Origin of the sequence: Streptomyces bauhiniae, from assembly GCF_004784475.1 — a bacterium.
GTDB classification, from domain to species: domain Bacteria; phylum Actinomycetota; class Actinomycetes; order Streptomycetales; family Streptomycetaceae; genus Streptomyces; species Streptomyces seoulensis.
In genome coordinates, this window is sequence record NZ_SRRT01000005.1 from 466461 (window position 1) to 479898 (window position 13438).

At 73.1% G+C, this 13438-nt stretch carries 13 protein-coding genes; 5 read left to right on the forward strand and 8 right to left on the reverse strand.

Going from position 1 to position 13438, the window contains the following annotated elements; translation table 11 throughout:
* Nucleotides 1-6: 6 nt before the first annotated feature.
* Nucleotides 7-672: an alpha-ketoglutarate-dependent dioxygenase AlkB family protein gene (locus E5083_RS19015; RefSeq protein ID WP_135786889.1), complete on the reverse strand. Its 666-nt coding sequence runs from the start codon at nt 670-672 to the stop codon at nt 7-9.
* Nucleotides 673-749: 77 nt separating this feature from the next.
* Here E5083_RS19015 and E5083_RS19020 point away from each other — a divergent pair, with 77 nt between their 5' ends.
* Nucleotides 750-1901 carry a methyltransferase gene (locus E5083_RS19020; RefSeq protein WP_135787053.1) on the forward strand — a complete coding sequence of 384 codons (1152 nt, stop codon included), beginning with the start codon at nt 750-752 and terminating at the stop codon, nt 1899-1901.
* Here E5083_RS19020 and E5083_RS19025 read toward each other — a convergent pair.
* Together E5083_RS19025 and E5083_RS19030 are read right to left on the reverse strand one after the other, a co-directional pair.
* A complete protein-coding gene (locus E5083_RS19025; RefSeq protein WP_135786890.1) occupies nt 1870-2730 on the reverse strand; it encodes a class II fructose-bisphosphate aldolase in 861 nt (286 codons plus the stop codon). The genes E5083_RS19020 and E5083_RS19025 overlap by 32 nt on opposite strands.
* A gap of 21 nt (nt 2731-2751) precedes the next feature.
* Complete coding sequence (locus E5083_RS19030; protein ID WP_135786891.1) at nt 2752-3633, reverse strand: SIS domain-containing protein; 882 nt, start codon at nt 3631-3633, stop codon at nt 2752-2754.
* 123 nt (nt 3634-3756) lie between these two features.
* Between E5083_RS19030 and E5083_RS19035 the strand changes: the two genes are divergently transcribed.
* Nucleotides 3757-4536, forward strand: coding sequence for a DeoR/GlpR family DNA-binding transcription regulator (locus tag E5083_RS19035; protein ID WP_135786892.1), 780 nt, complete (start codon nt 3757-3759; stop codon nt 4534-4536).
* Nucleotides 4537-4572: 36 nt separating this feature from the next.
* Here the strand turns inward: E5083_RS19035 and E5083_RS19040 are convergent, their stop codons facing one another.
* On the reverse strand, nt 4573-5265 hold the full coding sequence (locus E5083_RS19040; protein ID WP_135786893.1) for a TetR/AcrR family transcriptional regulator: 693 nt from the start codon (nt 5263-5265) through the stop codon (nt 4573-4575).
* A gap of 131 nt (nt 5266-5396) precedes the next feature.
* On the opposite strand from E5083_RS19040, the gene E5083_RS19045 reads away from it, so the two are divergent.
* Nucleotides 5397-5849: a nitroreductase/quinone reductase family protein gene (locus E5083_RS19045; RefSeq protein ID WP_135786894.1), complete on the forward strand. Its 453-nt coding sequence runs from the start codon at nt 5397-5399 to the stop codon at nt 5847-5849.
* A gap of 12 nt (nt 5850-5861) precedes the next feature.
* Here the strand turns inward: E5083_RS19045 and E5083_RS19050 are convergent, their stop codons facing one another.
* On the reverse strand, nt 5862-7145 hold the full coding sequence (locus tag E5083_RS19050; RefSeq protein ID WP_244317561.1) for a geranylgeranyl reductase family protein: 1284 nt from the start codon (nt 7143-7145) through the stop codon (nt 5862-5864).
* Nucleotides 7146-7317: 172 nt separating this feature from the next.
* Between E5083_RS19050 and E5083_RS19055 the strand changes: the two genes are divergently transcribed.
* The gene (locus tag E5083_RS19055; protein WP_135786895.1) at nt 7318-8673 is read left to right on the forward strand and encodes a dipeptidase; all 1356 of its coding nucleotides are present in this window, start codon (nt 7318-7320) and stop codon (nt 8671-8673) included.
* Nucleotides 8674-8727: 54 nt separating this feature from the next.
* Here the strand turns inward: E5083_RS19055 and E5083_RS19060 are convergent, their stop codons facing one another.
* Together E5083_RS19060 and E5083_RS19065 are read right to left on the reverse strand one after the other, a co-directional pair.
* Nucleotides 8728-9771, reverse strand: coding sequence for an NUDIX hydrolase (locus E5083_RS19060; protein WP_135786896.1), 1044 nt, complete (start codon nt 9769-9771; stop codon nt 8728-8730).
* A gap of 143 nt (nt 9772-9914) precedes the next feature.
* The gene (locus E5083_RS19065) at nt 9915-10103 is read right to left on the reverse strand and encodes a hypothetical protein (RefSeq protein WP_135786897.1); all 189 of its coding nucleotides are present in this window, start codon (nt 10101-10103) and stop codon (nt 9915-9917) included.
* A gap of 173 nt (nt 10104-10276) precedes the next feature.
* Here E5083_RS19065 and E5083_RS19070 point away from each other — a divergent pair, with 173 nt between their 5' ends.
* On the forward strand, nt 10277-12286 hold the full coding sequence (locus tag E5083_RS19070) for an NPCBM/NEW2 domain-containing protein (RefSeq protein WP_135786898.1): 2010 nt from the start codon (nt 10277-10279) through the stop codon (nt 12284-12286).
* 51 nt (nt 12287-12337) lie between these two features.
* Here the strand turns inward: E5083_RS19070 and E5083_RS19075 are convergent, their stop codons facing one another.
* Nucleotides 12338-13291 (reverse strand): ROK family protein, encoded by a 954-nt coding sequence (locus E5083_RS19075; RefSeq protein ID WP_135786899.1) that lies wholly within the window; start codon nt 13289-13291, stop codon nt 12338-12340.
* Nucleotides 13292-13438 lie beyond the last annotated feature (147 nt).

Below are 13438 nucleotides of genomic sequence, written 5' to 3' on the forward strand. Positions count from 1 at the left end.
ACATGGTCAGCCGGCGGGGGCGGCCAGGCCGCTCACCCGGAGGGTGATGTTGAGCCGTCCGGTCAGGCCCAGCCAGGCCGGCGCGGTGCCGGGGAGCACGCGTGGGACGCCGTGGAAGGCGAGGCGGGAGGGACCGCCGAAGACGAACAGGTCACCGCTGCGCAGCTCCACGTCCGTGTAGGGGCGGGTACGGGTCTCGGTGTTGCCGAAGCGGAACACGCAGGTGTCGCCCAGGCTGAGGGAGACCACCGGGGCCTCGGAGCGTTCGTCGCCGTCGCGGTGCATGCCCATGCGGGCGTCGCCGTCGTAGAAGTTGATCAGGGCGATGTCGTAGGGGTCGCCGGGGACCGCGTCCGGGCCGAGGGCGTCGGCGACCGCGTTCCGGGCCAGCTCGTCGAGCCAGGCCGGGAAGGGTTTGACGGGCGCGTTGTCGCCGTCGACGACGGTGCGGGCGTAGGCGTACGGGTACCAGTGCCAGCCGAGGCAGACCTGCCGGGCGGTCATGGTGCCGCCGCCGGGGGTGCGGACGGTGCGCAGGCCGGCCGGCGGGCGGGCCCATTCGCGGCAGGCGGTGAGCAGCGCGTGCTGCCGGTCCGCGTCCAGCCAGTGCGGGACGTGCACGGCGCCCGGCGCGGGTTCGGCCCGCTCCCGCGGGAAGAGTTCCACGTCCATGCGCCCATTTTCCCTCAGAATCGGCCGAACGGTCCTGAGCTGGGGCTCGGCTAGCCTGGGGGGCGATGAACGACCGCATGACGACTCCGTGGGGCGAGACCGAGCTGTCCCGTTTCCCCGATGATCCCCGCGACCGGCTGCGTGCCTGGGACGCCTCCGACGCGTATCTGCTGCGGCATCTGGCCGGGGAAGGGGTGGATCTGTCGGGTGAGGTCGTGGTGCTCGGCGACCGCTGGGGCGCGCTGGTGACGGCGCTCGCCGCGCACCGGCCGACGCAGATCACCGACTCCTTCCTGAGTCAGGAGGCCACGCGGGCCAACCTGGCGCGGGCCGGGGTCGGCCCCGGCGCGGTACGGCTGCTGACCACGCAGGACCCGGTGCCGGAGCGGGTGGACGTGCTGCTGGTGCGGGTGCCCAAGAGCCTGGCGCTGCTGGAGGACCAGTTGCTGCGGCTGGCGCCCTCGGTGCACGCGGGGACGGTGGTGATCGGCACCGGCATGGTGAAGGAGATCCACACCTCCACCCTCAAGCTGTTCGAGCGGATTCTCGGGCCGACCCGCACCTCGCTGGCCGAGCAGAAGGCCCGGCTGATCTTCTGCACCCCGGACCCGTCGCTCGTCCCGCCGGACAACCCCTGGCCGTACGGGTACGCCCTGCCGGACGGGATCGGGGAGGCGTCGGGGCGGCCCGTGGTCAATCACGCGGGCGTCTTCTGCGCCGACCGGCTGGACATCGGTACCCGGTTCTTCCTCGGGCACCTGCCGGAGACGCGCGGACGCCGGGTGGTGGACCTGGGCTGCGGCAACGGCGTGGTGGGGACGGCGGTGGCACTGGCCGACCCGGCGGCCGAGGTGCTGTTCGTGGACGAGTCGTTCCAGGCCGTCGCCTCGGCGGAGGCCACCTACAAGGCCAACGGGGTGCCGGGGCACGCGGAGTTCCGGGTCGGGGACGGGCTGGCCGGGGTGGCGTCCGGCAGCGTGGACCTGGTGCTGAACAACCCGCCCTTCCACTCCCACCAGGCCACCAGCGACGCCACGTCCTGGCGGATGTTCACCGGCGCCGAGCGCGCGCTGCGGCCGGGCGGCGAGCTGTGGGTGATCGGCAACCGGCACCTGGGCTACCACGTGAAGCTGAAGCGGCTCTTCGGCAACTGCGAACTGGTGGCGAGCGACCCGAAGTTCGTGGTGCTGAGGGCGGTCAAGAGGGGCGAGCGCCCAACAGGCGGATGATCCGGGCCACCTCGTCGGCCATGGCCGTCCGGCCGCCGGCGAGGTAGCTGCGCGGGTCGACGGCCTCGGGGTGCCGGCCGAGGTGGTCGCGGACGGCTCGGGTGAGGGCCGTGTTGAGCGCGGTGCCGACGTTGACCTTGCCGATGCCGCCCTCGACCGCCCTGACCAGCTCGTCGTCCGGCACGCCCGAGGAGCCGTGCAGCACCAGGGGTACGGCCAGTTCGGCGGAGAGCCGCTTGAGCAGGGCGTGGTCCAGGGCGGCGGTACGGGTGGTCATGGCGTGGGTGCTGCCGACGGCCACGGCCAGCGCGTCGACACCGGTCCGCGCGACGAAGTCCCGCGCCTCGGCGGGGTCGGTACGGGCGCCGGGGGCGTGGGCGTCCAGCGGGGGTCTGCCGTCCTTGCCGCCTATCCGGCCCAACTCGGCCTCGATCCAGAGATCTTGGGCATGCGCCCAGTCGGCGGCCGCCTGGGTTGCCGTGAGGTTCGCCGCGTAGGACAGGCGGGCGGCGTCGTACATCACCGAGCTGAACCCGGCATCCGGGGCGCTGCGCAGGAGGTCGTCGCTCTGGACGTGGTCGAGGTGCAACGCCACCGGCACGGCGGCCTGTTCGGCGGCGGAGACGGCGGCGCGGGCGAGGGGCCGGAGGTGGCCGTTCCTGAACTTGACCGCGTTCTCACTCACTTGGAGCACGACGGGCGCTCCGGCCGTCTCGGCTCCGGTGACGACGGCCTCGATGTGTTCGAGGGTGATGATGTTGAACGCGGCCACGGCGGTACGGAGTCGGGCGGCTCGGGTGATCAGTTCACCGGTGGTGGTGAGGGGCACGGCGGCTGGTCCCTTCCGCGTTCAGGGGGTGAGGATCACCGAGCGGGTGAGGTGGCGCGGCCGGTCCGGGTCGAGTCCCCGGGCTGCGGCCACGGCGACGGCGAGACGCTGGACGCGGATCAGTTCGGCGAGCGGGTCGAGTCCGCCCTCGATCCACAACGCGCCGGTCGCGCGCACCTGTTCGGCAAGCCCCTCGGGCGCCGGGCCCAGTGTCCAGGTCGCGGTGTCCTCGCCGCTGATGCTGATCGGGCCGTGCCGGTACTCCATCGCCGGGTACGCCTCGGTCCAGGACAGCGACGCCTCGCGCATCTTCAGCGCCGCCTCGTTCGCCAGTCCCACGGTCCAGCCCCGGCCGAGGAAGGTGAACTCCCGTCGCTCCACCAGCCCTTGGGGCAGCGGGATGGTGAGGGCCGCGCGGGCGTCGGTGACGGCGGCCGGGGTGTGCAGCCCGAGGTGGGCGCGGAGCAGGGTGAGGGCGGTGGTGGCGAACCGGGTCTGCACGACGGAACGTTCGTCGGCGTAGTCGAGGACCACCAGATCGTCGGCGGCCTGCTGTATGGGCGTCTCGGGGTCGGCGGTGATCGCGGTGGTGCGTGCCGTGCCCTTCAACTGGGCCAGCAGGTCGAGAACTTCGGTGGTGGTGCCGGAGCGGGTGAGGGCGATGACCTGGTCGTAGGACCGGCCGCGCGGGAACTCCGAGGCGGCGAAGGCGTCCGTCTCACCCTGCCCGGCGTCCTCGCGCAGCGCGGCCACGGCCTGCGCCATGAAGTACGAGGTCCCGCAGCCGACGACCGCGACCCGCTCCCCCGGCACCGGCAGGGCCGCCCGGTACGGGGCCGCCTCCCGCGCCGCCCGTTCCCAGCACTCCGGCTGGCTGCTCAGCTCGTCCTCGACATGGCTCATGCCACACCCTCCCCAGGCTGATCGTTCGTGCAAGATACTGCCGACTTTCGAGCACAATCAAGCATCGGAACGGAAATCGCCGGTGCGTTAGGGTCGCCGGGAGATCACAGGAACGGAGACCCGATGGCGCGGGACACCCGCTGGCAGGCACTGCTCGAACTCCTCGCGGAGCGCGGCCGGTTGGAGGTCGAGGAGGCGGCGGCCGAGCTGGCTGTGTCGGCGGCGACCATCCGCCGGGACCTCGACGGGCTGGCCGAGCAGCGGATGCTCGTACGGACGCGGGGCGGAGCGGTGGCGCACGGGGTGTCGTACGAGCTGCCGCTGCGCTACAAGACGGCCCGGCACGCCTCCGAGAAGCAGCGGATCGCGGCGGCGGTGGCGGAACTGGTGGCGCCGGGCGAGGCGGTGGGGCTGACCGGGGGCACCACGACCACGGAGGTGGCCCGCGCGCTGGCCGTACGCCCCGATCTGGCCGCGGGCTCGCCCGCGTTGACCGTGGTCACCAACGCGCTCAACATCGCGGGGGAACTCGCCGTACGGCCGCAGTTCAAGATCGTGGTGACCGGCGGGGTGGCGCGTCCGCAGTCGTTCGAGCTGGTCGGGCCGCTCGCGGACGGGGTGCTCAGCGCGGTGACGCTGGACGTGGCGGTGCTCGGGGTGGGCGCCTTCGACCCGGTGCACGGCGCTGCGGCGCACGACGAGTCGGAGGCGGCGGTCAACCGGCTGCTGTGCGAGCGCGCGGAGCGGGTGGTGGTCGCGGCCGACTCCAGCAAGCTTCAGCGGCGGGCGTTCGCCCAGATCTGCGGCCCGGAGCCGGTGGACACCCTGGTGACGGACACCGCGGTCGCCCCGGAGACGGTGCGCCGGTTCGAGGAGGCGGGCGTGCGCGTGCTGGCCGTCTGAGCCGCGCGGATCAGACGGCGAGTACCGGCCGCCGGATCAGGCGGCCGGCAGACCCACGCTCGCGCCGAGCCGGGTCACCGCATGCCGGAAGAAGCGCTCGCGGTCGAGCACCACCTGCTCGAACTGCCCGAACACCTCGAACCCGACCAGCCCGAACAGCTCCGCCCAGGCGGCGACCATGGCGGGCGCGGCCTCCACCGGCAGCTCGGGGGCAATGTCGGCCGCCATGCGCTCGGCCTCGGGCCGCAGCTCGGCGGGGAGCGACAGCCCGGTGAGGCCGGGCCCCCGGTCGGCGTCGCGGACGACCCCGATCAGCACCATGGCCACCCGCGCGGCGGACGGGATGGTGGTGGCGGGGGCCGCGTATCCCGGTACCGGCGAGCCGTAGATCAGGGCGTACTCGTGCGGGTGGGCCAGCGCCCATACCCGTACCGCCTCGCACGCGACCGTCCAGCGGCGCATCAACTCCCCCTCGGGGACAGCCGCGTGGGCGGTCTCGGCCGCCTCGCCGATCGCGTCGTAGGCGTCGATGATCAGCGCGGTCAGCAGGTCGTCGCGGCTCGGGAAGTACCGGTAGAGCGCGGACGACACCATGCCCAGCTCGCGGGCCACGGCGCGCAGCGAGAGCCTCGACGCGCCCTCGGCGGCGAGCTGTCTGCGGGCCTCGTCCTTGATGGCCGCGGTGACCTCGGTCCTGGCCCGCGCGCGGGCGCCCTCTGCGGTGCTCATGCGGGTCAGTGTGCCACGTGAGGCAGAGCGGTGCACACAAAGCAGAGCACTGCTCTTGCGCGAGAGCACCGATCTCGGCACACTGGAAGCAGAAGCGAGAGCACCGCTCTCCCGAACCCCTGGGGGTCGTCATGTCGTCCGCGCCGTACTACCTGAAGGCAAGCCCGCTCGGTACCTGGTTCAACGGGCTGGTCGGCAAGCTCGCCCGCCTCGGTGTCAGCCTGGCGGGCAGCGCGGAGCTGTCGGTGCGCGGCCGCAAGAGCGGGGAGATGCAGCGCATCCCGGTCAACCCGCACACCTACGAGGGCGAGCGGTACCTCGTCTCGGCGCGCGGCCACTCCCAGTGGGTGCGCAACATGCGCGCGGCGCACGGCGGTGAGCTGCGGGTCGGCCGGAAGGTGCGGCCGTTCCGCGCGGTGGAGCTGCCCGACGCGGAGAAGCTCCCGATCCTGCGGACCTACCTGGAGCGCTGGGGCTGGCAGGTCGACAAGTTCTTCGCCGGGGTGACCGCGAAAAGCTCCGACGCGGAGATCCTCGCGGCCGCCTCCGACCACCCGGTGTTCCGGATCACCGTCACGGACTGACGGGGCTCACCGTCACGGACTGACGGTGTCCCCCTGCTCCGGGTGCTCCGGCTGCTCGGCCCGCTCAGGCTTGATCTCCGGCACGGCTCGCCCCCGGTCAAGCGCGGCCAGCGCTCGCTGGGCCAGCGGACGGGACCTGACCATCTCCCCCAGCGTCGTCGCACCGGTGGTGATGTCCCGGAACGCCTTCCACGCGGGCCGGAACCCGGTGATCCCGGCGTGGAAGACACCGGGACGGCGCTCGAAGGCGGCCAGCAGCCGCTTGCCGACGCTCATCTCCACGCCGAGCCCCGCCTTGATGGCGAAGGCGTAGTTCAGCGCCTGCCGGCGGGTGTCGACCGCGTCGTGGGCCTCGGCGATCCGTACCGCCCACTCCCCCGCCAGGCGCCCGGAGCGCAGCGCGAAGGAGATGCCCTCACGGGTCCAGGGCTCCAGCAGTCCGGCCGCGTCGCCGCAGACCAGCACCCGGCCGCGGGAGAGCGGGGAGTCGTCGGCGCGGCAGCGGGTCAAGTGCCCGGAGGAGATGCTCGGTTCGAAGCCGGCCAGGCCCAGCCGGGCGATGAAGTCCTCCAAGTACCGCTTGGTGGCCGCCCCTTCGCCGCGCGCGGAGATCACGCCGACGGTGAGCGTGTCGCCCTTGGGGAAGACCCAGCCGTAACTGCCGGGCAGCGGGCCCCAGTCGATGAGGACGCGGCCCTTCCAGTCCTCGGCGACGGTGTCCGGCACCGGGATCTCGGCCTCCAGACCGAGGTCGACCTGGTCGAGCTTGACCCCGACATGGGCTCCTATCCGGCTGGCGCTGCCGTCCGCGCCGACCACCGCGTGGGCCAGTACCGTCTCGCCGCTCTGCAGGACCACGGCGACGGTGCGCCGGTCGGGGACGGCCGAGCCGTGCTGCTCGACGCGCTGCACGGTGACGCCGGTGCGCACCTCCGCGCCCGCCTTCTGGGCGTGCTCCACCAGGCGCTGGTCGAACTCGGGCCGGTTGATCAGCCCGAACAGCATCTGCCGGGAGCGGCGGGTCCGGGTGAAGCGGCCGTTGTGGGAGAAGGTGACCGCGTGCACCCGGTCCCTGAAGGGGAGTTCGAAGCCGGGCGGGAGCGCGTCGCGGGAGGGGCCGATGATGCCGCCGCCGCACGTCTTGTAGCGGGGCAGTTCCGCCTTCTCCAGGATCAGCACCCGGCGGCCGGCGACGGCCGCCGCGTAGGCCGCCGAGGCGCCCGCGGGTCCCGCGCCGACCACGACGACGTCCCAGACCCGCCGCTCATCCTCCGCCGAAGTGTTCTCGCCGCTCACGATGGTCCATCGCTCCGATCAAGCCGCTGCCGCTCCCCCGGTGCACCGCTGACACGGGGCGGGGGAACCCCCATGTCCCACGCATCCTACGGCTGGTCCCCGGCGTGGGCCGCTGTGGGAGGATCGGTGTATTCCAGCAGTTCAACGTCGTAACCCATGAGGAGCCGTGCCCATGTCGTCGAATCCGGTCGCCGAGACCGTCGCCTCGCTGATGCCCCGCGCCAAGGCGGAGCTGGCCGAGCTGGTCGCCTTCAGGTCGGTGGCGGACTTCGAGCAGTTCCCGAAGAGCGAGAGCGAGGGCGCCGCGAACTGGATCGTGGACGCGCTCACCGCCGAGGGCTTCACCGACGTGGCACTCCTGGACACCCCCGACGGCACCCAGTCGGTGTACGGCTACCTGCCCGGCCCCGAGGGCGCCAAGACCGTGCTGCTCTACGCCCACTACGACGTGCAGCCCCCGCTGGACGAGGCCGGCTGGACCACTCCCCCGTTCGAGCTGACCGAGCGCGACGGCCGCTGGTACGGGCGTGGCGCGGCCGACTGCAAGGGCGGCCTGATCATGCACCTGCTGGCGCTGCGCGCGCTGAAGGCGAACGGCGGGGTGCCGGTCAACATCAAGGTGATCGCGGAGGGCTCCGAGGAGCAGGGCACGGGCGGTCTGGAGCGGTACGCGGAGGCGCACCCCGAGCTGCTGACGGCGGACACCATCGTGATCGGCGACACCGGCAACTTCCGGGTGGGCCTGCCGACGGCGACCACCACGCTGCGCGGCATGACGATGCTCCGGGTCCAGGTCGACACCCTGGCCGGGAACCTGCACTCGGGCCAGTTCGGCGGCGCCGCCCCGGACGCGCTCGCCGCGCTGATCCGCCTGCTGGACTCGCTGCGCGCCGAGGACGGTTCGACCACGGTGGACGGCCTGACGGCCGACGCCCGCTGGGAGGGCCTGGAGTACGGCGAGGAGCAGTTCCGTATCGACGCCAAGGTGCTGGACGGCGTCGAGCTGATCGGTGACGGCTCGGTGGCCGACCGCCTGTGGGCGCGTCCGGCCGTGACCGTCATCGGCATCGACTGCCCGCCGGTCGTGGGCGCCACGCCGTCCGTGCAGTCCAGTGCCCGCGCGCAGATCAGCCTCCGGGTGCCGCCGGGCGTGGACGCCGCCGAGGCGACCAAGCTGCTCACCGCCCACCTGGAGGCCCATGTGCCGTGGGGCGCGCGGGTGAGCATCGAGCAGGTGGGCCAGGGCCAGCCGTTCCGCGCCGACACCACGAGCCCCGCCTACCAGGCGATGGCCGACGCGATGGCGGTGGCCTACCCCGGCGAGACCATGCAGTACGCGGGCCAGGGCGGCTCGATCCCGCTCTGCAACACCCTCGCCGGTCTCTACCCCGAGGCCGAGATCCTGCTCATCGGTCTGAGCGAGCCGGAGGCCCAGATCCACGCGGTCAACGAGAGCGTCTCCCCCGAGGAACTGGAGCGCCTCTCGGTCGCGGAGGCCCTGTTCCTGAACAACTACGCGGCGAACTGAGCGAAGGGGCGACGGTGCGTTCCCTCAAAGGCGCGCACCGTCGTCGATCCTCGCTCAGCCCACCGGAATCCCCGCCTCCAGGTACAGCGCGGCGCCGCGTTCGCGGGCTCTGAGGGCCCAGCGGAGGCGCTCGTAGCGGACCGGCGGGAGCATGGCGGCGGCCTCGCGTTCGGTGGCGAAGCGCCAGGCGCGCAACTCGGGTCCGGGCAGCAGCACTTGGGCGGCCTCGTCGGGGCCGAGCCGGCCGCCGTCGAAGAGCAGGCGGAGTCCGCCGTGGCCGGGCGGGGCGGGCCGCTCCCAGTCGACCACCAGCAGCCGGGGCACCTCCCGCAGTTGTATCCCGACCTCCTCGGCGACCTCCCGCATCCCGGCGCGGGCCGGGGCCTCCCCGCGCTCGACCACCCCGCCGGGGAACTCCCAGCCCGGCTTGTAGGTCGGGTCGACCAGCAGCACCCGGTCCTCCGCGTCGAAGAGCAGCACCCCGGCGGCCAGCGTCTCCCCGGTCGGCTCGGGCGTCTGCACGATCTCGCACGGCCGGGCAGCCCCACTCCCCACGGCCTCCATGATCCGGACGGCGCTCTGGTACGGGGTGAGCCCGCTGGTGTCGATGGGGTACGCGTCGGCGGTGAGCCAGGACGCGAGGGCCGCGCGGTAGGGCTCGATGTGGTCGTAGGCCCACTGCCGCTCGCGCATCTCGGCGTCGGGCACGCCCGGCGAGGGCTCTCGTCCGGCGATGCGACGGCGCAAAATCGTTTCGGCCGGGGTGAGCAGCAGATGGCGCACGGAGATCCGGCGGGCGGCGAGGCCGCCGAAGATCTCGTCGCGGTACTCCTGGCGCAGCAGGGTCATGGGGACCACCAGGGTCCCGCCCAGCTCGGCGAGGAGCGCGGCCGCGGTGTCGATCACCAGGCGGCGCCAGATCGGCAGGTCCTGGAAGTCGTCGACCTCGGCGAGGCGCTTGGCCGGCAGCAGGCGCGGGAGCGCCGCGCCGATCAGCTCGGGGTCGAAGAGCGTGCTGTTCGGGATCAGTTCGATCAATTCCCGTGCGGTCGTGGTCTTGCCCGCACCGAACGCGCCGTTGATCCAGACGACGGTCACGGTTCCCCCTCTTCTGTTGGCCCCCTGGGGCTTGCCCGTTCCACCCTGTCACGGAAACCACGCGCAGTTGAGGGCGCACAGCACGGTGCCGGGACCCCTGGGGGAGGGGTCCCGGCACCGTGCCTGCGGTCGGTTCCGGCCCGCTACTGGCCGAGCGCGCTCTCGTCCACGTCGAAGCTGTCCTGGCTCACGATGTGGTCGACGGTGCTCAGGGTGTCGTCCACCTTGAGGTCGCTGAGCCCGGCGTTCTCGGCGGCGTGCGACGGGGTGAGGGCGGCCACCACGAATCCGGTGGCGAGGCTGGCGATGGCGAGCATGCTGCGCTTCTTCATGCCGTGATCAACTGCCGGACGGCCCGAGGGGTCACGCTGTACGGGTTTCGGCCAGCCGAACCAACAGGATCGAACGTGGCCGTTCCGCCTCTTCCAACAGACTCGGACACGTCCTACCGTGATCGCGCACCGGTGCCCGTCCCTGTCCGCCGCGAGCCGGAGGAACGTAGACGATGCGTCACCCTCGTCCCCGCACGCACCGCATCCGAACAGCCGCCCTACTCCTGACGGCGCTGCTGACCACGGGCGGTATCGCCGCCCCGGCCACGGCCGCACCCCCTCCCCCGGCCCCCGCCGGGGACCTGGCGCCCACTCCGCCGATGGGCTTCAACAACTGGAACTCCACGCACTGCCGGGCCGAGTTCAACGAGGACATGGTCAAGGGCATCGCCGACCTCTTCGTGACCGAGGGCCTCAAGGACGCCGGGTACCGGTACGTCAACCTCGACGACTGCTGGGCGCTCCCCCAGCGGAACGCCGACGGCAAGCTCGTCCCGGACCCGGTCCGCTTCCCGCACGGCATCTCGGCGGTCGCCGACTACGTCCACGCCAAGGGCCTGGGGCTCGGCATCTACACCAGCGCGGGCACCAAGACCTGCGACAACGCGGGCTTCCCCGGCGCGCTGGGCCACGAGGAGAGCGACGCCCGGCAGTTCGCCGACTGGGGCGTGGACTATCTGAAGTACGACAACTGCAACAACCAGGGCGTGGACGCTCAGCAGCGCTACCGGACCATGCGCGACGCCCTGCGGGCCACCGGGCGCCCGATCGTCTACAGCATCTGTGAGTGGGGCGAGAACAAGCCCTGGGAGTGGGCCTCGGACGTGGGCCAACTCTGGCGCACCACCGGGGACATCAGCGACAACTGGGGCTCGATGCTCTCCATCCTCAAGCAGAACCTCCCTCTCGCCCCGTACGCCGGTCCCGGCCACTGGAACGACCCCGACATGCTGGAGGTCGGCAACGGCGGGATGACCGACACCGAGTACCGCTCGCACTTCTCGCTCTGGGCGGTCATGGCGGCCCCGCTGCTCATCGGCACCGACCTGCGCACCGCTTCCCCCGCCACCCTGGACATCCTGGGCAACAGGGAGGTCATCGCGGTCGACCAGGACCCGCTGGGCCGGCAGGGCACGGTGGTCTCCAGTGAGGCCGGGCGCTGGGTGATCGCCAAAGAAATGGCGGACGGCAGCCGCGCGGTCGCCCTGTTCAACGAGGCCGGGACCGCGCAGCGCGTCGCCACCAGCGCCGCCGCCGTGGGCCTGCCCCGCGCCCCCGGCTACACCCGGCGCGACCTCTGGCAGCACCGGGACGCCAACACGTCCGGCACCATCGCGGCCACCGTCCCGGCCCACGGCACCGTCCTGCTCCGGGTGTCGGCCGACGACCACTGGGCGGAGCACCCGCCCGCCGTCGAACTCGGCCTGGACGAAGCCCCGTTCATCGAGCGGGACACCCCGGCCACGCTCACCACGACCGTCACCGACCTGGGCCGCACCCCGGCCCGCGAGGTCTCGGCCACGCTGACCGGCCCGGACGGCTGGACGGTACGCGCGCTGTCCCCGGCCACGGCGGCCAACCTGCCCAACGGGGCGTCCCTGCGCACCCGTTGGCGGGTGACGGCTCCGCCGGGGACGCCGGTCGGGTCGTACGCCTTCTCGCTGCGCGTGCGGTACCGCTCGCCCGCCGGGGAGCGGGTCAGCGGTGAGCTGCCGGTGACCGCGTCCGTGGTGGTGCCGCCGCCCGCCGGGACCTCGTACCTGAGCGATCTGCCGTGGCTGTCGGCGGTCAGCGGGTGGGGGCCGGTGGAGCGGGACACCAGCAACGGTGAGGACGCGGCGGGCGACGGCTCCCCGCTCACCGTCGGCTCCACGGTGTACGCCAAGGGGCTCGGGGTGCACGCGGCCAGCGAGGTCGCGTACTACGCCGGGCGGCGCTGCTCGACGGTCACCGCCCAGGTGGGCGTGGACGACGAGAAGGGCGCGAAGGGCAGCGTGGCGTTCGAGATCTGGGCGGACGGGGTGAGAGCCGCGTCTACGGGCGTGCTGAGCAACGCCGACCCGGCCAAGCCGCTCAGCGCCGAGGTCAAGGGCGCGCAGGTGGTGCGGCTGGTCGTCACCGACGGGGGCGACGGGATCGACTCCGACCACGCGGACTGGGCGGACGCCCGGCTGAGCTGCTGAACCGGCCGTGGCCACGGGGGTGTTGCCTCCCGTGGCCACGCGTGGCTGCTGTCAGACCCCGGCGGCGGTGGTGTCCGGCCTGAGGGCCAGCGCGGCTGCGGCCGCCCCGACCAGGCCGGCGTCGGTGCCCATCTGGGCGGGGACCACGGTGAGCCGCTGGACGAAGGAGAGGGTGGCGTAGTCCGCGAGGGCCTTGCGCAGCGGGGCGAAAAGTACGTCGCCCGCCTTGCCGACGCCGCCGCCGATCACCGCGATGTCGATCTCGACCAGGGTCGCGGTCGCCGCGATCCCGGCGGCGAGGGCCTGCGCGGCCCGCTCGAAGGAGGCCACGGCGACCGGGTCGCCCCGGCGGGCCGCGTCCGCGACGGCGGCGGCGGAGGTGTCGCCGTCCGGGCCGGGCAGCCAGCCGTCGGCCAGGGCGCGGCGGGCGATGTTGGGGCCGCTGGCCAGGCCCTCGACGCAGCCGCGCGCGCCGCACGGGCAGGGTTCGCCGTCCAGGTCGACGCTGATGTGACCGATGTGACCGGCGTTGCCGGTGGGGCCGGGGTGCAGTCGGCCGCCGAGGACCAGTCCGCCGCCGACGCCGGTGGAGACCACCATGCACAGCGCGTTGTCGTGGCCGCGCGCGGCGCCCTGCCAGTGTTCGGCGGCGGTGATGGCGACCCCGTCGCCGATCAGCTCGACCGGCAGTCCGCCGGTGGCCGCGCGTACCCGCTCGACCAGCGGGAAGCCGCGCCAGCCCGGCACGTTGACCGGGCTCACGGTGCCCGCCGAGGCGTCCACCGGGCCGGCGCTGCCGATGCCGAGCACGGAGGCGCGTCCCCACAACGGCGAGGCGGCGAGGTCGTCGAGCACCTGCTCGACGGCCTGCATGACCGTTTCGCCATCCTGTCGCGCGGGCGTCGCGCGCTGGGTGCGCGCCTGAATCCGGCCATGGCCGTCCACCAGCGCACCGGCGATCTTGGTACCGCCGATGTCCAGGGCCGCCACGAGGTCGGTGTGCATCTGAGTCTGGTCTCCCCGTCGAGCCGTAGGTGGTGATCCGGTGGGCCTCCCCGGCCTGGTCGCGGTGGGGGCGCGGACCGGGACGGCGGTGGACAGTCTCTCTCGCACCTGACAACGTTGTCCAGGCTCTATGCTCGACGCCACATG